The organism is Winogradskyella haliclonae (genome assembly GCF_014635865.1).
GTDB classification, from domain to species: Bacteria; Bacteroidota; Bacteroidia; order Flavobacteriales; family Flavobacteriaceae; genus Winogradskyella; species Winogradskyella haliclonae.
The window spans coordinates 405,146-430,522 of the sequence record NZ_BMDQ01000001.1 but is presented as its reverse complement, the minus strand read 5'-3'; the positions used below and the strand labels follow the sequence as shown (position 1 = coordinate 430,522).

The 25,377-nt window shown below is 33.5% G+C and carries 26 protein-coding genes; 18 read left to right on the top strand and 8 right to left on the bottom strand.

The window, feature by feature from the left end; translation table 11 throughout:
* Nucleotides 1-91 precede the first annotated feature (91 nt).
* Both IEV10_RS01975 and IEV10_RS01970 read left to right on the top strand, forming a co-directional pair.
* On the top strand, nt 92-1,459 hold the full coding sequence (locus IEV10_RS01975) for a DUF1800 domain-containing protein (RefSeq protein ID WP_188373016.1): 1,368 nt from the start codon (nt 92-94) through the stop codon (nt 1,457-1,459).
* Between the two features lie 2 nt (nt 1,460-1,461).
* Nucleotides 1,462-2,649, top strand: a complete 1,188-nt coding sequence (locus IEV10_RS01970) for a DUF1501 domain-containing protein (protein WP_188373015.1) — start codon at nt 1,462-1,464, stop codon at nt 2,647-2,649.
* 77 nt (nt 2,650-2,726) lie between these two features.
* Here the strand turns inward: IEV10_RS01970 and IEV10_RS01965 are convergent, their stop codons facing one another.
* The 4 genes from IEV10_RS01965 to IEV10_RS01950 form a co-directional block, all read right to left on the bottom strand.
* Nucleotides 2,727-2,927 carry a dodecin family protein gene (locus tag IEV10_RS01965; RefSeq protein WP_188373014.1) on the bottom strand — a complete coding sequence of 67 codons (201 nt, stop codon included), beginning with the start codon at nt 2,925-2,927 and terminating at the stop codon, nt 2,727-2,729.
* Between the two features lie 268 nt (nt 2,928-3,195).
* Nucleotides 3,196-4,329 carry an ATP-binding protein gene (locus tag IEV10_RS01960; RefSeq protein WP_188373013.1) on the bottom strand — a complete coding sequence of 378 codons (1,134 nt, stop codon included), beginning with the start codon at nt 4,327-4,329 and terminating at the stop codon, nt 3,196-3,198.
* A gap of 5 nt (nt 4,330-4,334) precedes the next feature.
* A complete protein-coding gene (locus IEV10_RS01955) occupies nt 4,335-5,087 on the bottom strand; it encodes an SDR family NAD(P)-dependent oxidoreductase (protein WP_188373012.1) in 753 nt (250 codons plus the stop codon).
* 34 nt (nt 5,088-5,121) lie between these two features.
* Entirely contained in the window at nt 5,122-5,988 is an 867-nt protein-coding gene (locus tag IEV10_RS01950; protein WP_371862924.1) for an aldo/keto reductase, read from the bottom strand.
* A 196-nt stretch (nt 5,989-6,184) separates the two neighbouring features.
* Here IEV10_RS01950 and IEV10_RS01945 point away from each other — a divergent pair, with 196 nt between their 5' ends.
* The 12 genes from IEV10_RS01945 to IEV10_RS01890 all read left to right on the top strand — a co-directional run bounded on the left by IEV10_RS01945 (nt 6,185) and on the right by IEV10_RS01890 (nt 19,720).
* Nucleotides 6,185-7,186, top strand: coding sequence for an AAA family ATPase (locus tag IEV10_RS01945; protein ID WP_188373011.1), 1,002 nt, complete (start codon nt 6,185-6,187; stop codon nt 7,184-7,186).
* Nucleotides 7,187-7,260: 74 nt separating this feature from the next.
* Nucleotides 7,261-8,127, top strand: coding sequence for a DUF58 domain-containing protein (locus tag IEV10_RS01940; protein ID WP_188373010.1), 867 nt, complete (start codon nt 7,261-7,263; stop codon nt 8,125-8,127).
* A gap of 3 nt (nt 8,128-8,130) precedes the next feature.
* Complete coding sequence (locus tag IEV10_RS01935; protein WP_229719563.1) at nt 8,131-9,837, top strand: hypothetical protein; 1,707 nt, start codon at nt 8,131-8,133, stop codon at nt 9,835-9,837.
* Nucleotides 9,837-10,841, top strand: a complete 1,005-nt coding sequence (locus IEV10_RS01930; RefSeq protein ID WP_188373009.1) for a vWA domain-containing protein — start codon at nt 9,837-9,839, stop codon at nt 10,839-10,841. The genes IEV10_RS01935 and IEV10_RS01930 overlap by 1 nt, the downstream gene beginning before the upstream one ends.
* The gene (locus IEV10_RS01925) at nt 10,834-11,871 is read left to right on the top strand and encodes a VWA domain-containing protein (protein ID WP_188373008.1); all 1,038 of its coding nucleotides are present in this window, start codon (nt 10,834-10,836) and stop codon (nt 11,869-11,871) included. The genes IEV10_RS01930 and IEV10_RS01925 overlap by 8 nt, the downstream gene beginning before the upstream one ends.
* Nucleotides 11,858-12,760: an aerotolerance regulator BatC gene (locus tag IEV10_RS01920; RefSeq protein WP_308693947.1), complete on the top strand. Its 903-nt coding sequence runs from the start codon at nt 11,858-11,860 to the stop codon at nt 12,758-12,760. Before IEV10_RS01925 ends, IEV10_RS01920 begins: the two co-directional genes overlap by 14 nt.
* Nucleotides 12,761-12,774: 14 nt before the next feature.
* Nucleotides 12,775-14,544 (top strand): BatD family protein, encoded by a 1,770-nt coding sequence (locus IEV10_RS01915; RefSeq protein WP_188373007.1) that lies wholly within the window; start codon nt 12,775-12,777, stop codon nt 14,542-14,544.
* Between the two features lies 1 nt (nt 14,545).
* Nucleotides 14,546-15,313 (top strand): tetratricopeptide repeat protein, encoded by a 768-nt coding sequence (locus tag IEV10_RS01910; RefSeq protein WP_188373006.1) that lies wholly within the window; start codon nt 14,546-14,548, stop codon nt 15,311-15,313.
* Between the two features lie 36 nt (nt 15,314-15,349).
* Nucleotides 15,350-15,640 carry a hypothetical protein gene (locus IEV10_RS01905; RefSeq protein WP_188373005.1) on the top strand — a complete coding sequence of 97 codons (291 nt, stop codon included), beginning with the start codon at nt 15,350-15,352 and terminating at the stop codon, nt 15,638-15,640.
* Between the two features lie 90 nt (nt 15,641-15,730).
* Nucleotides 15,731-17,320 (top strand): SulP family inorganic anion transporter, encoded by a 1,590-nt coding sequence (locus IEV10_RS01900; protein WP_188373004.1) that lies wholly within the window; start codon nt 15,731-15,733, stop codon nt 17,318-17,320.
* 32 nt (nt 17,321-17,352) lie between these two features.
* Nucleotides 17,353-17,982: a carbonic anhydrase family protein gene (locus IEV10_RS01895; protein ID WP_188373003.1), complete on the top strand. Its 630-nt coding sequence runs from the start codon at nt 17,353-17,355 to the stop codon at nt 17,980-17,982.
* Between the two features lie 73 nt (nt 17,983-18,055).
* A complete protein-coding gene (locus IEV10_RS01890) occupies nt 18,056-19,720 on the top strand; it encodes a SulP family inorganic anion transporter (protein WP_188373002.1) in 1,665 nt (554 codons plus the stop codon).
* 23 nt (nt 19,721-19,743) lie between these two features.
* On the opposite strand, the gene IEV10_RS01885 is transcribed toward IEV10_RS01890, so the two are convergent.
* Nucleotides 19,744-20,259 carry a CvpA family protein gene (locus tag IEV10_RS01885; protein ID WP_188373001.1) on the bottom strand — a complete coding sequence of 172 codons (516 nt, stop codon included), beginning with the start codon at nt 20,257-20,259 and terminating at the stop codon, nt 19,744-19,746.
* 70 nt (nt 20,260-20,329) lie between these two features.
* Here IEV10_RS01885 and IEV10_RS01880 point away from each other — a divergent pair, with 70 nt between their 5' ends.
* Together IEV10_RS01880 and pheS are read left to right on the top strand one after the other, a co-directional pair.
* Nucleotides 20,330-20,686, top strand: a complete 357-nt coding sequence (locus IEV10_RS01880; protein ID WP_188373000.1) for a hypothetical protein — start codon at nt 20,330-20,332, stop codon at nt 20,684-20,686.
* Nucleotides 20,687-20,721: 35 nt separating this feature from the next.
* Entirely contained in the window at nt 20,722-21,741 is a 1,020-nt protein-coding gene (pheS, locus tag IEV10_RS01875) for a phenylalanine--tRNA ligase subunit alpha (protein WP_188372999.1), read from the top strand.
* Here the strand turns inward: pheS and IEV10_RS01870 are convergent, their stop codons facing one another.
* Entirely contained in the window at nt 21,742-22,140 is a 399-nt protein-coding gene (locus IEV10_RS01870) for a hypothetical protein (RefSeq protein WP_229719562.1), read from the bottom strand.
* 127 nt (nt 22,141-22,267) lie between these two features.
* On the opposite strand from IEV10_RS01870, the gene IEV10_RS01865 reads away from it, so the two are divergent.
* A complete protein-coding gene (locus tag IEV10_RS01865) occupies nt 22,268-22,663 on the top strand; it encodes a hypothetical protein (RefSeq protein WP_188372998.1) in 396 nt (131 codons plus the stop codon).
* Nucleotides 22,664-22,683: 20 nt separating this feature from the next.
* Here IEV10_RS01865 and IEV10_RS01860 read toward each other — a convergent pair whose 3' ends face one another.
* Nucleotides 22,684-23,685, bottom strand: a complete 1,002-nt coding sequence (locus IEV10_RS01860; RefSeq protein WP_188372997.1) for an NAD(P)H-dependent glycerol-3-phosphate dehydrogenase — start codon at nt 23,683-23,685, stop codon at nt 22,684-22,686.
* A gap of 133 nt (nt 23,686-23,818) precedes the next feature.
* Between IEV10_RS01860 and IEV10_RS01855 the strand changes: the two genes are divergently transcribed.
* Nucleotides 23,819-24,766 carry a nicotinic acid mononucleotide adenyltransferase gene (locus IEV10_RS01855; RefSeq protein ID WP_188372996.1) on the top strand — a complete coding sequence of 316 codons (948 nt, stop codon included), beginning with the start codon at nt 23,819-23,821 and terminating at the stop codon, nt 24,764-24,766.
* Nucleotides 24,767-24,857: 91 nt separating this feature from the next.
* On the opposite strand, the gene IEV10_RS01850 is transcribed toward IEV10_RS01855, so the two are convergent.
* Nucleotides 24,858-25,376, bottom strand: coding sequence for a hypothetical protein (locus IEV10_RS01850; RefSeq protein ID WP_188372995.1), 519 nt, complete (start codon nt 25,374-25,376; stop codon nt 24,858-24,860).
* Nucleotide 25,377 lies beyond the last annotated feature (1 nt).

Below are 25,377 nucleotides of genomic sequence, written 5' to 3'. Positions count from 1 at the left end.
ATTTTGTAAAACCGTTTCAGAAATGAAACGGTTTTTTTAGGCTTCATAGTTTTGAAATTAAACCTTCAGCCATTCATCAAGTCCTAATAGCATGAAACATGAGCACATAAAACATCTCTATTGGCGTGCAGGCTTTGGGATAACTCCAAAACAGTTAATGGAACATTCAAATAAATCCAGAGCTGAAGTTGTGGATACTTTGTTTCGGACTTCTGAAAGCATTAATTCGCTAAAAATTGACCTTTCAGAGTTTAAGAATTTGGATGTAATGACTCTAAAGTCTAAGCCAAAATTACTTAAAGAACTGGCCGTAAAAAGTAGAAAACGTATTCTAGATTTAAATACAGCTTGGATTGATAAATTGGTTTCTTCAGAGGAGGTATTACGAGAACGAATGACCTTATTTTGGTCAAACCATTTTGTTTGTGGAGATAAAAGTGTCGTACATTTACAGCAATATAATAACACCCTTCGGAGACATGCTCTTGGTAATTTTAGAGATTTTGTAAAAGCCATCTCTAAAGAAGCTGCCATGATAAAATACCTTAATCTAAAGCAAAACAAGAAGGCTGAACCTAATGAAAACTTTGCTCGAGAATTGATGGAGCTTTTTACTTTAGGCGCAGGTAATTATACAGAAAAAGATATTAAAGAAAGTGCAAGAGCATTTACAGGATATTTTAATCGTTTTGATGGTAGTTTTAGGCTAAGAAAATTTCAACATGACTATGGTTTAAAAACCTTTTTTGGAGAAACAGGAAATTTTGATGGGGATGACATCATTGACATTATTCTAAAAAAACGTCAATGCGCTAAGTTTATCTGTAAAAAAATCTATCGCTATTTTGTTAATGAAACGATTAGTGAGCTTCATGTAGAGGGAATGACCGATGTATTCTACAAGGATTACAACATCAAAAAACTAATGCACTTTGTGTTTACTCAAGATTGGTTCTATGAGGATAGAAATATTGGGGCCAAAATAAAATCACCAGTAGATTTCTTGGTCGGTTTATCTAGAACTGTACCTGTAAATTACAAGAATAAAAAAAGGTTAATTAAGCTACAAAAATTATTAGGCCAAACCTTGTTAGACCCGCCAAATGTTGCTGGTTGGAAAGGGCATAAAGCATGGGTAGATGCCAATACAATTATGGTTAGGCTAAAACTAGCGTCAATTTTATTAAATGACGGAATGATAGCATTAGATGATGAGAGAGACCATATGCGGCGTCAATTTTTTAATAAAAACAAAGGGCAATTACCAATGAAGACTTCGCCGAATTGGGATAGATTTCAAAAGAACTTTAAAAGTGCAGCTAGTGAAGATTTAAGCTCTATTTTAATTAATGGAAAGATTAATAAAGGGACGATGTCTTATATAGCATCTATGGACAAAGATTCAAAGCAAACCTTTTGTGTTCAGTTAATGTCTTTACCAGAATATCAAATGTGCTAGTTATGGAAAGAAGAGATTTTTTAAAAAATTCGGCATTGGCAAGTAGCCTCTTTTTTGTTCCTAATTTTGTGAGAGCATTTGAGACTTTTGATGCCCAATCAATGGGTTATAAACGTTTAGTTATTATTCAATTGTCTGGAGGAAATGATGGCTTAAATACTATTATTCCTTACAACAACGATTTGTATTACAAGGCTAGACCGACTTTAGCTATTAAAAATGATGTTGTAAGATTAAATGATGACTTAGCACTTCATCCTAGTCTAAAACCATTGCAGAATCTTTATGACAATGGCGAATTATCTATTATCAATAATGTTGGCTATCCAAATCCTGTTCGTTCTCACTTTAGATCAATGGATATTTGGCAATCTGGAAGTTCTAGTGATGAATATTTACAAAGTGGCTGGATTGGTCGTTTCTTAGATAAACACGGAAAGCAACCCTATAATGCTATTGAACTTGATGAAACATTGAGTTTGGCATTAAAAGGAGAACATTTTAATGGTATAGCCACAAACGATTACCAAACACTATATAAAACGGCAAGAGACCCGTATTTTCAGAAGGTATTAAATCATTACAATGACCAGCATTTATCGGAGCACAACTTAGGGTATTTGTATAAAAATATGATTGATGCTAAGTCATCTGCAACATATATTTATGAGAAAACTAAAGTGAAATTATCTCAAGAAGAATACCCGCAAAATAAGTTTGCAAAGCAGTTAAAAAATATAGCTCGATTTATCAATTCTGGTTTAGAGACAAAGGTGTTTTATAATGCCCTAGGTGGATTTGACACCCATGCGAATCAGCAAAACCCACAAAAAAGATTATTATCTGTATATGCAGAATCTTTATCTGCTTTTATTAAAGACTTAAAACGTAATGGTACTTTTGAAGACACGTTAATTCTTACATTTTCTGAATTTGGAAGACGTGTAAAACAGAATGCAGCCAATGGTACTGATCACGGCTCAGCAAATAATGTTTTTGTCATTGGTAAAAATCTGAAAACAGCAGGGATTTATAATAAGTTATCATCATTATCTGATTTAGATGACAATGGCGATTTAAAATTCACCATAGATTTTAGACAAGTCTATGCTACTATTATCGAAAACTGGTTAGGAACATCTACAGAAGGTATTATTGGTGCGCCACAAGAGACGTTGAATTTTATTTAATATAGCCTTATAATATCCAAAGAAAGCTCATAAAAACATAATGTTTTATGAGCTCTATTTTTTTTAAGCTTGAACGATTATTTTACTTCAAAAGTCAATTTCACATTAACTCTAAATTCAGTGACTTCACCATCATTTACTATTGCGCTTTGGTCCTGTACATAAACAGAACGTATATTCTTCACACTTTTAGATGCTTCCTTCACTGCTTTTTTAGTAGCGTCTTCCCAACTTTTGTTAGAGTTTGATAATACTTCAATAACTTTTAATACTGCCATCTTTTTAAAATTTAAGTTTAAATAAAGATAGTGATAAGACTAATAATAAAAATTATAAGGTGATAAAAATGATTATAATAAAAAACCTTACTTCAATGCCAAAGCGTTGTTGGGAGAAGTAAGGTTATATATGTTGTTGCTTTAATAGCTAAGTAAAGTTAATAACACATATCTGAAATTCAGATTATTATAGATTAATTACGAGAAAATTAGAGGATTAGTTTTTGTTGGTAAAAATAATCGACGAAAGTATCTGTTAAGTAGAGCTCTAGCTGTATTTTACTTTTCTTAAAATTCGCATAGTTAGCTTATAACCTTCATAAATTGTCTTGCTGTAAGACTTTAAAAGAGGTTTAGCTTCTTCTAACTTATCTATAGCATTTTCAAAATTATTGAGAAAACAAATAAGATAGGTTGCAGATAGGTTTTTTAAATCTTCAGTTTCATTAGGATGTAATGGTAATCCTTTTTTTAGTTTTTCAACTAATGCGTTATTAGAGTTGTAAATATGATGCAGTACTTTTTTATCAAATTGTGGAGGCTCGAATAGTAAATTGGTTTCAATCGAATAGTTGCCATTATGCCCAAAATCTATCACAGTCTCTTCTAACTTATAATACTTATCGTTATTATGAAGCCCTAACTTTACATATTCAATAATAGTAAAATAATTATCTGTATAAGAAATAGAAACCTCGTCTAAGGCAGAATAAAAGAGGCGCTTTTGCTCATTTATTAATTCGATATCTACACGAGAGAAGAAAACTTCATCTTTGACTTCCTTTTTTTGCCCAGCCCAACACAACACAAAATATTCTTTAAAGACTTTATAATTTGGATTAAAATCTTCTCGCTTTTTCATGAAGTCAAAGACGCCATCTAGAGTGAGCTCAATATTATTTAAAGCGTGATTTTCTATTGCTGAAACAATCTCAGAATTCGCATCTTTAATTTCAATATCAAAGACCTTGGGCATACTCATGCTACCATCTCTAAAAAAGACGGCGCCACCATAGTATTTCCAGATGTTTTTTCTAAGAGACGTAATCTGGTCGTTTGGTCTTATGGTTACTAAACCAACAACTTTGTCGTCCGCTAAATGCGGAAATGGAATATTCTCGTATTGTACAATTGGTGGATGTGTGAGATAGGCATTTATTAGGTTTTGAATTTTACTATCATCAAAAAAATCCACGCCAATAATTTTGTTGTCAGTATCATCGACACCAATGACGATATACGAGTTGTTTTTTGGGTTACTATTAGAAAGTGCGCAAATGTGTTTTAGAAATTTTGCTTTCCCTTCTTTATAACTAAGATTCAATTTTCGCTTTTTGTCATAAAAACTGTTCTCGTCGTTATGAGCGAGTAAGTTTTTAATTAAAAGGCGTTTGTTAATCAAGTTATTTAGATTTCTTTTTTCACAATAGTAGAACTCGCTTGCGCAGTACAAAACATTAAAATATCAGCAAGATTAACATGAGATGGTCTGCTAATTGCAAAATGGATAACCTCTGCAACATCTTCTGGTTGTAATGCTTTGTAACCTTTGTAAACATTATCGGCTTGTTGCCCACCTTTAAAACGCACTTGAGAAAATTCAGTTTCTACTAAGCCAGGATTAACGGCACTTACTTTTATGCCATAAGGATTAAGGTCTATGCGCATGCCTTCGGTAATGGCTAAAACAGCATGCTTACTTGCACAATAGACATTGCCTTTTGGGTAGACTTCTTTCCCAGCTGAAGAGCCAATGTTAATGATATGTCCAGACTTTCGTTCTGTCATTCCAGGAATAATGGCCTTGCTTACATAAAGTAGCCCTTTGACATTAATGTCCATCATAGCATCCCAATCGTCAGTACTTCCAGTTTCTATTGGGTCAAGGCCATGAGCATTACCTGCGTTGTTGATTAAAATATCAATGTTTTTAAACTTATCAGGTAGTGAGTTTATGGCTTCAAAAGTGTTGTCTTTATCACGGACATCAAAATTTAAAGTATGCACATCAGTTTCTCGAGATAAAGCTTTTTGTACAATATCTAAACGTTCTTGACGCCTTCCACATAATATTAAATCAATACCATGTTTGGCAAATTCATGAGCAGTTGCTCTACCTATACCGCTAGTAGCACCTGTAATTAATGCTGTTTTTTTCATATTCTATCACTTATCACTTATCACTTATCACTTATCATGGCACTTTATGCCCTTGAGCTGCAACTAAAATCAAGAACCAATCTTCTAGTTCTAAATTTATTTTAGTCGCTTCCATAGCTTGTTGTAATCTTATTTTGTTTGTCGTGCCAACAACTGGTGTAATGCTAGAAGGATGCTTTAGTAACCATGCCAGTAAAAGCTGATCTTCAGTTGCATTATATTTATCCATTAAAACACCCAGCTGTTTGTGAATGCGTCTAGTTTGCTCAGTATCTTCTCTAAAAACAGAACCCAAAGGAGACCATGCCATAGGTCGTATGCCATTAGTAAACATATAATCTAAAGTACCATCATGCATCGCTTGGTGCGCAGTTAATGAAAATTCTATCTGGTTCACATCGATATCCATTCGTAAACCAACCATATCCATTTGTGATGTTGTAAAATTTGAAACACCAAAGTCTCTAATTTTTCCTTGCTTTTTTAAAATTGTAATAGCTTCAGCAATTTCGTTAGGATGCATTAAAGGGCTAGGGCGATGTAATAAAAGTAAGTCGACATAGTCTGTTTGTAGATGTTTCAGAGACTCTTCAACAGACCATATGATGTAGTCTTTACTGTAATCGTAGTGTTTTACTTTATAATTTCGATTATCACTTATGTACTTAATACCACATTTCGAAATCAGCTGAATAGCTTCTCGTTTCACTCCAGAAGCAGTAAATGCTTTTCCAAAATCGGCTTCGGTGGTATAGCCGCCATAAATATCGGCATGATCAAAGGTGGTTATCCCAATAGAAAGACAATGTTGTATCATAGCCTCCATTTCAGCAGTTGAGAATTGTTTTCCCCAAGCGCCCCAAGTCATGGTTCCGCTAATTATTTTAGAATAGTTTGACACTCTAATAAAGTTAGTTTTTAGTTACAGTAAAAATATCTAATTTATATGTAAAAATAACCTTCTGAATCAGCTTAACACTAATTATAAAAAAGCGTAGTATTTTTAACCAATCGTTAACAGCATAGGTAGAATAATTTTAACAATTTGCGAAACTGATATTACAAGACGGATTAAACGGTTGAAAAACTTATAAAACATGGAAGAAACCAATACAATTGATATAAAATCAATTAACGAAAAGATAGAAAAAGAAAGTGCATTTGTAGACTTACTAACTTTAGAAATGAACAAGGTTATTGTCGGGCAAAAACACATGGTAGAACGATTGCTGATTGGTCTTTTAGGTCAAGGGCACATTTTGTTAGAAGGTGTTCCTGGATTGGCAAAAACTTTAGCTATTAACACACTGTCTAGAGCGGTTTCTGGGAGTTTTAGTCGTATTCAGTTTACGCCAGATTTATTGCCAGCAGATGTGGTTGGAACCTTAATTTACAATATCAAAGAGAATGATTTCTCCATTAAAAAAGGGCCAATATTTGCCAATTTTGTATTAGCAGATGAAATCAATAGAGCACCAGCAAAAGTGCAATCGGCTTTGTTAGAAGCCATGCAAGAAAAGCAAGTGACCATTGGTGATGAAACATTTGTTTTAGATAAACCATTTTTAGTAATGGCAACGCAAAATCCAGTAGAACAAGAAGGAACGTACCCTCTACCAGAAGCACAAGTTGACCGTTTCATGTTAAAAACGGTGATTGATTATCCAAAGCAAGCAGAAGAACAATTAATCATGCGTGCCAATTTAAAAGGAACATGGGATAAAGTAAACCCTGTGGTTTCTGTTGCGCAAATTTTAAAAGCTCAGGAAGCTGTTCGCGAGGTGTATATGGATGAGAAAATTGAAAAATATATTCTGGATATCATTTTTGCGACACGTTATCCAGAAAATTATAATCTTTCTGACTTAAAAGCATTGATTTCTTTTGGAGCTTCGCCTCGTGGAAGTATTAATCTTGCCGTTGCGGCAAAATGTTATGCTTTTATTAAGCGTCGCGGTTATGTCATCCCAGAAGATGTTAGAGCTGTAGTCCATGATGTGTTACGTCACAGAATTGGTATCACATACGAAGCTGAGGCAGAAAATGTAACGTCAGAAGATATTATCAATAAGATTGTAAATCAAATCGAAGTACCATAGAATTTTAGATTTTAGAATTACGAATAGCGATTTTAGAAATCGTAAATCAACAATCTTCAATCGTAAATTGAAAAATGGATACCAAAGAACTTCTTAAAAAAGTACGAAAAATAGAGATTAAGACACGCCGACTGTCTGATCATATTTTTGGAGGCGAATACCACTCGACTTTCAAAGGTCGCGGTATGACGTTTTCAGAAGTACGCCAATATCAATTTGGAGATGATGTTCGTAATATAGATTGGAATGTTACTGCCAGAACAAATGAGCCACATGTGAAGGTTTTTGAAGAAGAACGCGAGCTTACTATGATGCTTATGGCGGATGTTTCAGGGAGTAAGTTATTTGGGACGCAAAATCAATTTAAAGATGAAATTGTAACAGAGATTGCTGCAACCTTAGCCTTTTCTGCCACTCAGAACAATGATAAAATAGGCTTAATTCTATTTTCAGATGAAATAGAATTATTTATTCCGCCTAAAAAGGGACGTTCTCACGTATTAAGGATCATTCGTGAGCTATTAGAATTTCAACCAAAAAGTAAAAAAACAAACATTTCTGAAGCTCTAAAGTTTTTGTCTAATGTGATGAAGAAAAAAGCCATTGTTTTTATGCTTTCAGATTTTGTGGCAGACGATTATAAGCAAACGCTTAAGATTTCTGCTGGGAAACATGATATTACGGGTATCAGGATTTTTGATAAACATGAAGCTGAAATCCCTAATATTGGAATGGTGCAAATGCAAGACGAAGAAACTGGCGAATTGCTACTTGTCAATACGGCATCTAAAAAAGTGAGAACGGATTATGGTAAATTTTATAACGATAAAGTAGAATATTACAAAGACGCTTTTACCAAGTCTGGTGCAGGAACCATAGATTGTCGTGTGGATGAAAGCTATGTAAAAAAGCTGTTAGGTTACTTTAAACGAAGAGGATAAACAATGAAAGTTAAACGTATAAAATGTAAAGTTAAAAGTCTATGGTTTGGCGCATTAGTAAGTGCTAAGCCAAAGCTATTATCTATAGCCTTCCTTTTATATTCTTTCTTTTCTTTTTCTCAAGTTACGACCGAGGTTGATACTACGAATATCAGAATTGGGGAACAAATTTCATATAAAATAAAAGTCGAAACAGACTCAACTAAATTGGTTGTTTTTCCGGAAGGTCAAACGTTTATGCCTCTAGAAGTTGTGGAGGCATTAAAAATTGATACGACTAAAAAAGCTTCGAAATTTCAATTACTTCGCGAGTATAAACTCACTCAATTTGATTCTGGCTCATATTATATTCCAAGGCAAAAAATTATTGTAGGTGATACACCATTTTTTACAGATTCACTTAAAGTAGATGTTAATACTATAGAGATTGATACCACAAAGCAAGGACTCTACGATATAAAACCTATTATAGAAGTAGATAAAAGTGCAAGCAAATGGTGGTTGTATTTGCTTATTGTACTAGCAGCAATCGCTTTAATAGGATTTCTTTTGTATTGGTTTATATGGCGAAAAAAGCCATTAACTGAGGAAGAAGAAATTGCATTGTTGCCACCATATGATCGTGCCAAATTGGCAATATCAAAATTAGAAAATCAGAACTATTTAGAACGTTCTGATCTAAAAGGCTTTTATTCAGAATTAACGTTTATCATCAGAAAATTTCTAGACGAAAAAGTCTATGATCGTTCTTTGGAAAGTACAACAGATCAGTTAATAGAACGCCTTCAGCTTTTAAAAGATGGTAATCAATTTAACTTTCAAAAGGATACCATTTCTAATATCGACACCATTTTTAAACGTGCTGATTTAGTAAAGTTTGCAAAATCTCAACCAGACATTGCATTAGCAGAATTGGATAAGCAAACAATAAGTAATGAGTTAGATGCTGTAAAAGCAATACTTCCTGAACCAAGCGAAGAAGAAAAATTACTAAACCTGCAATACAAAGAAGCTCAAGAACGAAAGGAGAAGCGTAAGAAGATTTTGTTAACTACTGCAATCTCATTATTTATTCTTATTGCAACTTTTGTAGGCTTTGGTACAACCTATGGTTTTGGATACGTAAAAGATAAGATACTTGGCCATAATAGTATAGAATTATTAGAAGGTAATTGGGTGAAAAGTGCTTATGGTTTCCCGCCAATTTATATCGAAACACCTAAAGTTTTAAAGCGTGTTGAGGTTGAATTACCAGAAGAAGCTGAAGGTAAAGTAAAAACCTTAATTTTTAATTACACAGGTGAAAATGATGAATTTAATATTGCAACGCAAACAACAATAATTGGCAAGCAAAAGGAAGAAGATGCAGATGTACAGAAAGCGATTAATTTAAATAATATCATTGAGCAAAATCTCAAAAAATGGGAAGATAGCGGTGTACGTAATATCATTACAAAAAACGAAGAGTTTTTAACACCTAATGAAGCACAAGGGATAAAGACATTTGGTACTGCTGAATTCCCAACAAGCGAAGAGGATGAGTTCTACGAAGCGGAGTATATGCTTTTGAGTTTTACAACAGAACAAGTTGTGCAACAAATTACAATTGTTTGGAGAGTTAATGATAGTTATGCAGATGATATAGTGAAAAGAGTGGTTGATTCTATAGAATTAAACCCAAATGTTAACCGCGAAGAAGAAACCAAGTAATGTTAGAGAATATAGAATTTTTAAATAAAGAGTTTTTTTGGTTGCTACTACTTTTGCCATTAGCATCAGTTTGGTACATTTTAAAATCTAAAAGACAAACAGCCGAATTAAAAATATCTTCAGTACAAGGCTTTAAAACACCAGGTTCGTTTTGGACAAAATTTAAGCATGTATTATTTGCATTACGTCTAATAGTATTAGGACTATTAATCTCAGCTTTAGCTAGACCAAGAACTGTTGATGTATCAACTAAAACAAAAACTACACGAGGTATAGATATTGTTATGGCTATTGATGTTTCGGCAAGTATGTTAGCAAAAGATTTAATCCCAGATCGTTTAGAGGCACTTAAAAAAGTAGCTGCTGATTTTATAAACGGGAGACCTAATGATCGCATCGGTTTAGTAGAATATGCTGGCGAAGCATTTACCAAAACACCAATTACAAGCGATAAAAATATTGTGTTACGATCTTTAAGAGATATAAAATACAATACTATTATACAGCAAGGGACAGCTATTGGTATGGGTTTAGCAACCTCTGTAAATCGATTAAAAGATAGTAAGGCTAAGAGTAAAGTTATTATTTTGTTGACGGATGGTGTAAATAACGGCGGATTTATAGACCCTAAAACTGCAAGCGAGTTAGCTGTAGAATATGGAATTAAAACATATACTATTGGTTTAGGTACAAATGGCATGGCATTATCTCCAATAAGTATTAATCCAGACAGATCATTTAGATATGGTAGAGCTCCTGTGGAGATAGATGAAAAATTACTCAAAGAAATTGCTGATGCAACAGGCGGAAAATATTTTAGGGCGACTAATAATAAAAAATTAGCTGAAATTTATTCAGAAATTAACAAACTAGAAACTACCGAAGTAGAAGAACGAAAGTATTATAATTACGAAGAAAAATATAGACCAATTGTATTATTAGCAGCATTTTTATTGCTGTTAGAATTGATTTTAAAACACACAATTTTTAGAAGCTTTGTTTAGATTAGATGAGAAAATATGGTTTTGGACTTTGCTGATAATACCAGTACTTGTACTATTATTTATAGGCGTACAATTATGGAAAAAATCAGCACAACGTAAGTTTGCCGAGTCTAAATTATTGAAGCGCTTAAGTCCTAACCAGTCTTTATTTAAAAGTGTTTTAAAACTAGTTATACTTTGTACAGCTTTTGCTTGTCTCTCATTAGCATTAGTGAATCCGAAAATCGGGACTAAAATGGAAACTGTTCGTAGTCAAGGCGTCGATATTGTGTTTGCAGTTGATGTTTCTAAAAGTATGTTAGCCGAGGATATTGCACCAAACCGTATAGAAAAATCTAAGCAATTGGTAACACAGATTATTAATAGTTTAGGTAGTGATCGTGTTGGTATAATTGCTTATGCAGGTAAAGCATTTCCGCAGTTGCCAATAACAACAGATTATGCAGCTTCAAAGATGTTTTTGCAAAACATGAATACAGACATGATGACTTCTCAAGGAACTGCCATAAGAGAAGCCATTGAACTTGCGAAAACGTATTACGATGATGAAGAACAGACTAATCGTGTTTTGGTAATCATTTCAGATGGCGAAGACCATGAAGGTGATGCAGCTGATATTGCCGAAGAAGCCAACGAGCAAGGCATTCGTATTTTAACTATAGGAGTTGGCAATGAAAAAGGCGGACCAATACCAATTAAGAGAAATGGTATAGTACTAAATTATAAGAAAGATAAAAACGGAGAAACCGTTATTACTAAGCTTAATGAAGAGACTCTAAAAGATATTGCGAACGAAGCAAATGGTGTTTATATTAACGGATCTAATACCGAAAAAGTAGTAGATACTATTAAAGATTTGCTTGATAAAATGGATAAAAAAGAATTTGAATCTAAACAGATTGCTGATTTTAAGGATCAGTTTCAATGGTTTTTAGGATTCGGTTTTTTCTTTTTATTTGTAGACATATTTTTATTAGAACGAAAAACAGAATGGCTAAAAAAGCTCAATTTATTTAATGAGCAGTTTTAGTACTATTTTAACGCAATCAAAAAAGAGCTTTAGTAATTTAGGATTAATGAATGATAAAATGAAAACATACAGTCTAATTTTTGCGATGTTAGTTTCGTTTTTTGGATTCTCACAGGATTTCGAAAAGCAAAGACAAAAGGCAGAGCGTAAAGCAAAAGATTTGGTTTACGAGGCTAATTCTTTAATAGAAAAAGATGATTTTATTGCTGCGGAAATGGAGTATCGTAAGGCTATTTCTGAGCAAGAAAAGAATGTTGCCGGCGCTTATAATTTAGCGCATTCGTATTACAAAAAAGGAAATTTTGGAGAAGCTTTATATAGAAATCAAGAAGCAGCTAATAACGCAACTACCAAAGAAGAAAAGCATAGAGCTTACCATAATATTGGTAATATTTTAATGCAAAACAAAAAATGTAAAGAAGCTGTTGAAGCTTTTAAAAATGCACTTAGAAATAATCCTACTGACGAAGAAACCCGCTATAATTTTGCCCTAGCACAAGATTGCGCAAAACAGCAGCAAGATCAAGATGGTGGCGGCGATGATGAAAAAAAGGATAAGAAAGAAGACAAAGAAAAGGACAAAGAGAAAAAGAAAGACGACGAACAAAAAGAAAAAGATAAGAAAGAAGAGGAAGGCGATAAAGACAAAAAGAAAGGTGATGATGAAAAAGATGAAGACGGAAAGCCCAAAGAAGATAAAAAAGATGAAGGAAAAGGAGATAAGGAAAAAAACAAACAAAACAAACCAAAACCTCAACCAGGAAAAATGTCTCCTCAGCAGATAAAAAACATTCTAGAAGCCATGAATAATCAAGAACAGAAAGTTCAAGAGAAAATAAATGCGAGAAAGCAAAAAGGCGCTAGAGTAAAAACAGAAAAAGACTGGTAGTTTAGTTTGGTTTAATGAAACTTATCAAAAACATATCTATATTAATTCTTTTACTAGTGTCAAGTTTATCTATGGCACAAGTAAAGTTCGAGGCCAAGGTAAGCAAGAAAAAGCTTGGCGTCAATGAGCGTTTAAGGATTGACTTTGAGATGAATAAGGATGGCGATAATTTTGTACCACCAGATTTTAAAGACTTTCAGGTAGTTGGCGGGCCTAATACATCAGTAAGTAATTTTTGGTCAAACGGTAAACGCTCTTATACAAAAACCTATAGCTATTTTTTAGCACCAAAAAAGCAAGGTAGCTTTACAATAAAACAGGCTCAAATAGAAATTGATGGTCAGGTTTACAAAACGTTTCCAGTAACGATTAAGGTCACCAAAGCAATAGATAAGCCAAAAAACCCTAATGACCCAGTGTATATTGCTTCTAAAAATATTCATTTAGTGGCTGAGGTATCTAAGTCTAACCCTTATCTTAATGAAGCAATTACGGTAATCTATAAACTCTATGTTGCGCCAACTGTTGCGGCTAATATTGTTGGCGACAAGCAAACACCACAATACAAAGATTTTTGGAATCAAAATATTGAAGTAAAAGCCTTTAGGCCTGAAAATGGAAAGTATAATGATGAAGATTATAGATATGTCATTCTTAAAAAAGTGGTGTTATACCCTCAAAAAACAGGTAAGCTTAAGTTAGAGCCATATGTACTAGACTTAAATGTAGAAGTGCCTACAAGTCGGTATGATATTTTTGGTAACAGAATAGTTAGAAAAGTACCGCAAAGTATTACATCTGGGAGCAGAACTATAAATGTAAAGCCCTTACCAGAGCAGGGTAAACCAGCTGACTTTAATGGGGCCGTCGGTAATTTTACATTAAATGTGTCTTCTACAAAAATGAGCCTCGATGCTGGAGAGTCGCTTCAGGCTAAAGTTGAAGTTTCTGGCAAAGGAAATCTTAAGTTATTCGAATTACCAAAATTATCTGTACCTAGCTCTCTTGAAGTCTATGAGCCAGAACATGCTGAAAATGTAAGAACAAATTTAGGTGGAATGCAAGGCCGTATTTCTGACATATATACTATTGTTCCTCAGTATAAAGGTAAATATCCGATACCAGAAGTTTCATTTTCATATTTTGATGTCAACTCCAAAACCTATAAAAGATTAACCTCAAACGAGATAATTATAGATGTGGTTAATGGGCCTTCATCTGTAACAACATCAGAGAGTTCAACAGATAATAGTATTAAACAAACCGTAACTACAAATTCTAATACATTTGCTTTTATTAAAACAAATTCTGATTGGGTAGCTACTAATAAAAAGCCGTTTTTTAAATCTAACCTATTTTGGTCTCTATTATTACTACCTCTTTTGTTAATTCCTATTGCTATTTTATTGAGGAATACTAGAGAAAAACGTAATGCAGATGTTGTTGGTAACAAAAGAAGAAAAGCAGACCGATTAGCTAAGAAATATTTGAGTGAAGCAAAAAAAGCGCTAGGACAAAAAGAGGCTTTTTATATTGCTTTAGAAAAAGCATTTCATAATTACTTAAAAGCAAAATTGCATATTGAAACAAGTGATTTTAATAAGGAAAAAATTCAAGATTTACTGTTAGAACGTAATGTCGAACAATCTGTTGTTTCAGAATTTATTTCCATATTAGAAAACTGCGAATTGGCAAGATATACACCAATAACACAGGTTACAATGCAAAACGATTATGATAAATCGGTCAAGACCATTGGAGCAATAGACAAGCAAATAAGATAGTATGAGAGTAACTTTAGTTCTATTATTATGTTGCCTTAGTGTTTTTATTAATGCTCAGAATGATACACTTTTTAGTGAAGGAAATGCTTTATATAATAAAGGGAAATATGCTGAGGCGATAAAGAAATATGAAACTATTTTAAAAACAGATGAGCATTCAGCAGATTTGTATTTTAATTTAGGAAACGCACATTATAAGCTTAATAATGTAGCACCGAGTATTTTTTATTTTGAGAAAGCATTGCAACTCAGACCTAATGACCAAGACATAAAAAATAATCTAGGTTTTGCTCAGAACATGACTATTGATGCTATTGATAAAGTACCTACAGTCGGTTTCTCAAGGATTTTTAAGAATATAGTTAATACCTTTTCTGCCGACGTATGGTCTGTAATTGCTGTTTGCGGCGTCTTTATTTTTGTGCTATTGTTTTTATTATATCATTTTACCTATGCTACAAGTCAAAAGCGTATGGCTTTTATAGTTAGCGTTTTAGGGCTTTTTATCACAGGATTTTCTGTTGTGATGGCATTTCAGAAAAGCACCATAGAAAGTAAAGATAATCCAGCTATTGTTTTTGTATCTGAAAGTCGTATAAAAGCAGATCCAAATAAATCTAGTGAAGAAGTATTTAGGCTTCACGAGGGCACTAAGGTTCAGGTTTTAGAAAACTATGAAGATTGGTATAAAATTGAGATTGCTGATAAAACTTCGGGTTGGATTCTCTCTGAGGAAATAAAACTCTTAAACAATTTTAACAAAAATTAACAGAATTATCTTACCAAAATCTTATATTAGTTTTTTATGATTAAACCCACCAACCATAAGATTGCCATGTTTTTTGCAGTATTTTTTATTGCAATAATTGCTGCGCCTACAGTAATTATATCTATGGATGATAATGTGGATGTCACGTTTTTCTTTGGTGAAAATGAAGAGGAGGAAAAAGACTTTACACTTGTTTTTAAGATTTCTGAGGCTGATACAGAGAATCAGGATTTAGCAAAGAGTAACAAAAAAAAGGATAGATATACATTTAAAAGCTATCCAAAACCGTATTTAGATTTTATCTCTCCTCCACCTGAGATAGGATAATCTACATTCAATTCAACTAAAAAACAATAATCTATATTTTTTAACTCGGTCTTAGATGTCATTGTCTAAGACTAATCATACTTTATATTTATGTTTAAAACATTAAAAAATGACATACCAGCTAGTATTGTCGTATTCTTTGTAGCATTACCCTTATGTTTGGGGATATCAGTCGCCTCTGGAGCAGAGCCAATAACAGGTTTAATAGCCGGTATTGTTGGTGGTATAGTTGTGGGAGCCGCATCAGGCTCTAATATAGGTGTAAGTGGACCTGCAGCTGGATTAGCAGTTATTGTAGCAACAGCAATAGCAAGTTTAGGGTACGAAAATTTTCTTGTAGCTGTTGTACTTGGAGGTGTTTTACAAATTCTTTTTGGTGTATTTAAGTTAGGAATTATTGGGTATTATTTCCCGTCTTCAGTAATTAAAGGTATGCTAACCGGTATAGGTGTAGTAATTATTCTCAAAGAGATTCCTTACTTTTTTGGATTGGATAAAAATCCTGAAGGTGATTTTGCTTTTCTGCAAGTAGATGGTGAAAATACACTTACTGAATTATTAAAAACAATTAATGCCATAATAAGTGGAAACTTTGATCATGGTGCCACATTAATAGCTATAGTTGCCATGGCAATACTCCTTTTGTGGAGTAATGTATTGAGTAAAAAAGGGAAGATATTTCAATTAATACAAGGACCTTTGGTAGTTGTAGTTCTAGGGATAATATTCTATTTGTTAACTATAGACACAAACTTAGAGTTAACAAAAGACCACTTAGTGGCAGTACCTGTACCTGATGATTTATCTGGATTAAAAGATTTACTAACGTTTCCAAATTTTTCTGCGATAACAAACCCTGAGGTTTTAATTGCGGCATTTACTATAGGCTTAGTTGCCTCATTAGAAACGCTACTTTGTGTAGAAGCTACAGACAAGCTAGACCCTAATAAAAATGTGACACCAACCAATAGAGAGTTGTTTGCTCAAGGCTCGGGTAATATAGTTTCTGGACTTATAGGAGGGTTGCCTGTTACTCAGGTGATAGTACGTAGTTCTGCAAACATTCAATCTGGAGGTAGAAGTAAGGCTTCTGCAATTATTCATGGGTTTTTACTTTTGATATCTATAATAGCCATTCCTCATATACTCAATTTAATTCCGCTTTCTGTTCTTGCTGCCATACTTTTTATAGTAGGATATAAACTTGCTAAGCCATCTACGTTTAGAGCGATGTACAAAGGCGGTTGGATGCAATTTGTACCATTTATCATAACAGTTCTAGGTATTGTTTTTCTTGATCTATTAAAAGGTATTGGTCTAGGTCTCGCGGTAGGTATTTTTGTGGTGCTTTATAGGAGTTTTCAAAATTCTCATTTTCTTCATAAAGAAGGAGAAGATGTTGATGATGGTAGAATTAAAATGACTTTAGCTGAAGAAGTAACATTCTTTAATAAAGGTGCAATTTTAAAAGAATTAGATCGTATACCAGAAAACTCGTATCTAGAACTTGATGTTATGAAGACTAGGTATTTAGATAATGATATTATTGAAATTTTAGAAGATTTTGCTTTTAAAGCAAGAGAGCGAAATATAGATATTAAAATAATTTCTGAAAGAGGAATAGTGGAAAATCCAGATAGTTTTATCGAGTTTTTTAAACTAAAAAAGAAAGGCGAATAGTCTTAAAAGTAAATATTTAATATAAAAATAAAATGAAAAGTATAGCAATAACAAAAGAAGTTCAAAGTGCGCTTACCCCTAACGGTGTGCTACAAGATTTATTAGAAGGCAATAACCGTTTTATTAATGGAAATTTAGAAGGAGCAGATAATGCAGCATTAGTTAGCCAAACGACTGGAGGTCAATTTCCTAAAGCAGTAGTGTTGTCTTGTATAGATTCTCGAGTTCCTGTAGAGACAGTTTTAGATCAAGCTATAGGTGACATTTTTGTAGCTAGAGTAGCTGGTAACTTTGAGAATGCTGATATTTTAGGAAGCTTGGAATACTCCTGTAAAGTGGCAGGAAGTAAATTAGTTTTGGTACTTGGTCACGAAGCATGTGGCGCTGTAAAAGCAGCTTGTGATGGTGTAGAACTAGGAAATATAACACATTTATTAAGTAATATCTTGCCAGCAGTTCACCTGTCTGCAGATGAGGTTGAAGGCGAAGCCAATTCTTCTAATAAAGAATTTGTTGCAAAGACTGTAGAGAATAACGTAAAACTTACAATGGACCGCATTCGTGAGAAAAGTCCAATTTTAAAGGATATGGAAGACAACGGCGAAATTGCTATTGTAGGCGGCGTTTATAGTTTGCATACTGGTAAGGTAGAAATGCTATAATAAATATTGAAACTTATTTAAAACGTCTTCCTTAGTACAAATAACAATTTTTCAGTAACTAAACCCTTTTTTTATGCTATCTAAATTTTATGATTTTAAAAACTTTAAAGGTGATTTTACTGGCGGACTTGTTGCTGGAGTTGTAGCTTTACCATTAGCTTTAGCTTTTGGAGTGCAATCTGGTATGGGTGCTACTGCGGGATTATATGGTGCCATTGCTGTTGGTATTTTTGCCGCAATGTTTGGTGGCACACAAACACAAGCTAGTGGACCTACTGGACCTATGACAGTGGTTTCTGCGGCTTTGGTAGCTGCCGCAATAGAAATTACAGGAAGTTTAGAAAGTGCCATGAGTATTATTCTGCTTAGTTTTTTGTTGGGCGGGCTTTTCCAAGTGATTTTTGGGTTTTTGAATATTGCAGGTTACGTAAAATACTTTCCTTATCCTGTAGTATCAGGCTTTATGAGTGGCGTAGGTCTCATTATTGTAATATTACAATTGTTTCCTTTTGCAGGTCTGGATTCGGCAAAATCTACACTTACTGTGATTAAAGATTTTCCTAGATTGTTTGCAGAATTTAATTTATCCGCCTTGCTTTTAGGATCTATTACCATTATCATTTATTTTGTGTTTCCAAAAATAACTAAAGCTATACCAAGTGCACTTTTTGCTTTAATTGTTGCCACTTTAATAGCCTATTTCTTTAAAATGGATGTGCCTTTGATTGGCGAGATTCCTTCTGGATTACCGTCTTTTCAGCTAGGAGGGATTCTAGAGGTTGATGCTAGTGCTTGGGGTATTATTTTAGAGTATGCCATTGTATTAGCTGTGTTAGGAAGTATAGATTCATTATTGACTTCTGTTATTGCAGACAACATGACTAAGACCAAGCATAATAGTAATCGAGAACTTATAGGACAAGGTATTGGTAATATGTTAGCAGCAGCAATAGGAGGAATTCCTGGTGCCGGAGCGACAAAAGGAACAGTTGTTAATATTAATGCAGGTGGAAGAACGCGACTTTCAGGCATACTTCATGGAATTTTTCTATTGACTGTTCTATTAGGTCTTGGGCAATTAGCAGGTCATATTCCTTTGTGTGTATTAGCTGGTTTATTAATCCCTATAGGATTTAAAATTGTAGACTTTAAGGGCTTAAAGCATCTTGCAAAAGTCCCTAGAGCAGATGCAGTAGTCTTAATTTTAGTTTTAGCAATTACCACATTTGGTAGCTTAATTCAGGCTGTAGGAATTGGTGTTGCGTTGGCTTGTCTTCTTTTCATGAAAAAATCGGGAGATATTAGTGAAAAAGGAATGGAAGTTGGTGCCCTTTCAGATATTGATGGTTCAAAGCCATGGCAAGACGAAAAAGAATTTTATGAAGAATATAAAGACAAAGTCATTATTAAACACTTATATGGTCCTTTATTCTTTGGTTTCACGTCCTATTTTAAAGATCAGATAAAGGAATTGTCAAGTGAAGTAGAGGCAGTAATCCTTAGAATGGACCGTGTGCCATACATAGACCAATCAGGTTTGTATACTTTAGAGGATATTATATTTGACCTTCGGGAGCAGAATATTGAAGTCTTATTGATAGGACTTAAAGAACAGCCAATGGACATGCTAGGAGCAGTTGATATTATCTCCGACCTTGTGCCCAAAGAAGATGTTTTTGATGATATTGAAGATGGCTTTATTTATCTGAGAAATAAATTGAAAAATAACCGTTTATAAAGACTCATTAGTTTTCTGTAAACTTAATATAACAGTACTGTTTCTAAAGCATCTTCCCCACTTTTAATAAGGGTTGGAAAAATCATTGGTGCTAAAGATTTTACAGGCTCATAAAGTATACTTTCTTCTAAGTCTTCCTCTTCCATAAACGGCAATGTGTTATTCAACTTATTAAAAACAATAAGTAAAACACTTAGTATTAGCCCTATTTTTAGAGCGCCAAAAACACCGCCAAGTAATTTGTTAAGTACACCTAGAGCTGCAAAATCAGCAAGTTTGGTTAATGCTTTTCCTGCCAAACTTATGGCCAAAACGATAATAACAAACGTGATTGCAAAAGCGACTATGTTCATAGTTTTTTCATCCCAATCTACTTTGGGTTCTAATACATCGGCAGCAAAATAACTAAAATGTATAGCGCCCCAAACACCTAGAACTAAAGCACAAAGTGATGCAATTTCTACAAAAAGGCCTTTCATGGCACCTCTAATTAATCCAAACAATAAAAGGGCTCCTAAAACAATATCAATGATACTCATAATACTAGCGGTTTAAGCAAATATAAATTAACTTTGTCAATTCTATAACGCTATTATAGGTTAGTAAATTATGGCAAGAGACGAACAATTAAAAGAACGATGGGATTTAGTGGTAGAAAAACTCTCTACCCAATTTGCAGATGGTGATGCTTTAGACCTCGATTCTATAATATACCTTATAGGTGTTCAAGAACTTGGTCAGATTCATCGGGACTATAAAAAAGACCATAAGTTAGATCTCATGCACATTGCTATATGCAAGCTTTTAGAGCCTTATGGGTTTTATGAATTTGATTTTGTAGATGATGAAGGTTGGCCACATTATAAGGTAAAAGCGCAACTGCCCTACCTTAAGGCTGGTGAGCAAAGTGTGTTAATGAAAGAAGCTATTGTCAACTATTTTGTAGAAACTGATTATATCGAATAAGATTTTTTAAATTTGCGGATTCAATTGATGGAACTATGATAGATAAGTTAAAAGAACTCATTGCAGAAGCTGAGGCATTTACAGCACAGTCAAAAGACGAAGTAGAGCAGTTTCGTATCAAATATTTAGGCTCTAAAGGCTTATTGAAAGAGTACTTTGCAGAGTTCAAAAATGTAGCTAACGAGCAAAAGAAAGAGTTTGGACAAACGATTAATCAGTTAAAGAAAACGGCTGAAGATAAAGTTAATGCTCTCAAGGAGGCTCTTGAAAATCAGGAAGAAGATAATGGACTTTATGGCGATTTGTCTCGCCCAGGAGAACCTATAGCTCTTGGTGCTCGTCATCCTATATCTATTGTTAAAAATCAGATTATAGATATCTTTTCACGTATTGGCTTTAATGTTAGTGAAGGGCCAGAGATTGAAGACGATTGGCATAATTTTACAGCATTAAATTTACCAGAATACCATCCAGCACGTGATATGCAGGATACGTTTTTTGTGCAAACCAATCCAGATATTTTGTTACGAACTCATACAAGTTCTGTGCAAGTACGTTACATGGAAGAGAATAAACCACCAATCAGAACAATTTCTCCAGGACGTGTATACCGTAACGAAGCTATTTCGGCACGCTCGCATTGTTTTTTCCATCAAGTTGAAGGTTTGTATATAGATAAGGATGTAAGCTTTGCAGATTTAAAGCAAACACTTCAATATTTCACGACGGAGATGTTTGGGAAATCTAAAATCAGATTGCGACCATCGTATTTCCCATTTACAGAGCCAAGCGCCGAGGTAGATGTCTACTGGGGATTAGAAACTGAGACGGATTATAAAATGACTAAAGGTACGGGTTGGTTAGAAATTATGGGTTGCGGTATGGTAGATCCAAATGTACTAGACAATTGCGGCATTGACTCTAAAGAATATTCAGGCTTTGCATTTGGTATGGGTATTGATCGTATTGCCTTATTGTTGCACCAAATAAGTGATATTCGTTTACTAAGCGAAAATGATGTGCGTTTCTTAGAGCAGTTTAAGTCAGCGTTATAATTAGTTCTGTTTAGGCTCAGTAAAACTAGATACTGATTTTCTAAATTCAGCCGGTTTTTTATCGTTTAGTAATTTTAGAGGACCACTTTCTTTAATAAGTTCCTGAAAGTGCGCTTCTCGCTCATCGTATTGTGCTTTGTTTTTGTAAATAGTAACGAGCTTAATATGATAGGGATTAGTTTCAGAAAATTCAGTTTCAACAATGTCGAAGTTTAGGATATAATCTTTGATTATTGCTTTTTCTCTTAAGACTTTCCAATTGTTTTCAAAATAGAAAAGCGTTTCGGCTTTATAGTTGTTGAGAATTTCTACGGTTTCTGTCGTGGTTATGGTTTCTATTTTAGTATTACAACTAAAAAGGGTAAGCATAAAAAAGGAAAAAATAAAAAAGCGTCTCATAAAGATTGATTTGATTGAGATTCTAAATTAGTGATTATGATTTTTCTAAAAATCTATTTATAGTATAATTAACGTTCTGTTTTTTAGTTTTGCAGTATTAAATATAAACGATTGTCATCTCTGAATTATGAAAAAAGACATCCAAATACCTGAAGTTAAAGATGTGCACATTGCTGTTGTGCAAGAGCAACATTTAGAATACAAAACTTTGGATTGGAATGCCTACATCATTAATAATACGGACAAAGATTTAGAAACTGTACTTATTGTATCTCAAGGCTATAATGATGATAAAATGACACCACCAATGCGTCATACTATTACAAAACTACCAGCAAGGAGTTACGCTAAGATTGAATATTTACAAGAACAAGTTTTAGCACTTAACAATGTGTTTAAAGTCACTTTTTTTGAAGGCAATCAAATGTTTGATAAGACCTATACGTTCAGAAAAAATACAATCAATCCAAAAGCACTTCAGAAATTACCTTTAATGCAACTAAAAGGGGTTTTGGTGAAATAACAGTAAAGCTATTAGACGAGCTAATCCAACTTATCCGTTAGTTTCTTAAACACTTTCTTAGGGTTTTTATTTTCGTAGAGTATAGCGTATACAGCATTAATTATAGGTAAACGCGTTTTCTTTACATTCTTTTCGTTTAATAAATAGGCGCTTTTTGTAGCGTAGTAACCTTCAGCAACCATATTCATTTCTAGTTGTGCAGACTTTACAGTGTAGCCTTTGCCAATCATATTTCCAAACATTCTATTTCTAGAAAACACAGAGTAACCAGTTACTAGTAAATCGCCCAAATACGCTGAGTTATTAATGTTTCGCTTCATCTTATGCATTTTTTTAATGAAACGTTTCATCTCACGGATGGCATTACTCATTAATACACTTTGAAAATTATCACCATAGCCCAAACCATGCGCAATACCAGCGGCAATAGCATAGATATTTTTTAACATTACAGCATATTCAGTACCAATAATATCGTCACTAATTTTAGTTTTTATATACCTACTGGATAAGGCATTGGCAATATGTTGCGCTTTATTTGCATCTGCACAAGAAATGGTTAGGTAAGACAGACGCTCTAGAGCAACTTCTTCGGCATGACAAGGTCCAGCGATAACTCCAATATTTTCAAAAGAAATATTATAAATATCATGAAAATGCTCACCTACTAATAATCCAGTTTCTGGAATAATCCCTTTTACAGCTGAGACCACAACTTTATCGCTAATATCAGAAGTTAATTTTTGTAATTCGGAGTGGATAAAGGCTGATGGAATAACAAAAATGAGCACATCTGCCCAATCTGCGATTTCATTGATATCGTTACTTAGTTTTAATTGCTCTGTATGAAACTCAACAGAGCTTAAATAACTGGGGTTGTGTTTTTCTTTTAAAATATGCTCTTTGGCATAAACACTTCGCATATACCAACCTACTTCATCAAGGTTTTCGCAAAGCATTTTTACAATGGCTGTAGCCCAGCTTCCAGCACCAAATACGGCATATTTTGTGGTTTTATTCATGGACAATCAATTCATCTTATTATTTCAAAAGTACATAAAATAATATGGCTTTCAAACCTAGGCTAGTTCTAGGATACAGAGTTTGGCACGCGTTTTGAAATTCTTTTACTATAAACTTTAAAACCCTGTGATTATGAAGACAGTAAAACTACTTTTAGGATTTGTGCTAAGTGCAACACTATTAACATCTTGTGTTGTAGATGAGGTCATTATTACAGATAATAACCCGCAAACAATATCTTTAAATCAGTTACTTAACTCTTATGAGTTATGGTATGTAGATGTTAATGCAACACAAGGATTTGGAGAAGTACCGTTTATGCAAATTGCATTTACATTATCGTTTAGAAATGGGACATTATATGCCAATAATAATTTAGTTGGTATAGGTAGTCAAGGTAGCGGATTTGGAATACCAATTGGAGATTATAATACATACGATATGGTATTAGATGTTAACCATGATTTGGATGGTTATGATTCTTTTGATGTGTTTCAGATAGATAACAACACCATTGAGTTGTACAATCCTTTTACGGATACCTCATATTTTTTGGACGGTTACCAAAGATCTAATTTTGATTATGACTTTGTATTCTATGATAATATTCATTATTTCTTACAGGAATACGAAGCTTGGGAAAAGACTTACACAAGTGAATTTGGTGCCTTAAATGAATTTGATAACGAAAACTATTTACAGTTTTTGTCTGCAAACAATGATTCTGAGTTTAGAAGTTCTCAAGATGCAAATGTCTCAAACCCTAATAACATATTTTGGGATTATACAGGTGTGTATAATGTCAATGATGTTCCAGGGACATTGTACGATAAAACTTTAACACTTGATTATGACTTTTTCAGCAATGAATTCTTCAATTTAAGCGTTATAGATGACGGAACTATAGAGTTGCTTCATGCAGACTCAGGTACAGTATATGAGTTTAAAGGTCGAGGTTATATAGAGTTCTTAAGAACTGAAAATGTCGAAGGCCGAATGATACAGCAAGAAAATAAGCTGAAAAAACGTAAGCAAAAAACGGTTAAGAAAGATAACCCAAGAACAAATACACGAAGCTAAATTTTGGTTGGTTATTTAGTTTCAAAACGCTCAGTCGACATCTGTTGACTGGGCGTTTTTCTTTTTTAAGCTTAGCTCGTTAAAAAGTTAACTATTCAATCCTCCATTCAACTAGCACTATAGAAAGAATAATATCATTCCATAATTCATAATTTTCCAAATTTGGTCTAATAGGAATTATACTAGTTGGAATCCATTCAGTTCCTCCATTTAAATACATTAGAGCTTCATACTTCAACGTTTTATTAAAAGGATTTTTGACCGATAACATCATTCCATCATGTAATCTTCCTTTTGTATTTTGATTGAACTTTATTATGATGGTTTTCTCTGGATTCAAATTTTCATTTACCGTTTTCATTGAAAAAATGGAATCAGATTTAATTTCAGTTTCTATATATAGTTTTTCTGAAGGGTAAATTTGAAGGATCTTTTCCTTAACAAAATAAGGTGATTTAATTACCTCTTGTTGATAATAATTAACACTGTCAATTTCTACTCTTAGAAGAAAAGCATTTCTTTCTGGCTTATCATTTTGCCCATATAGTAAAAGAAAATTAAGAGAGATTAATTGAGTTAATAGGGTTTTGACTAATTTATAGTTAAACATA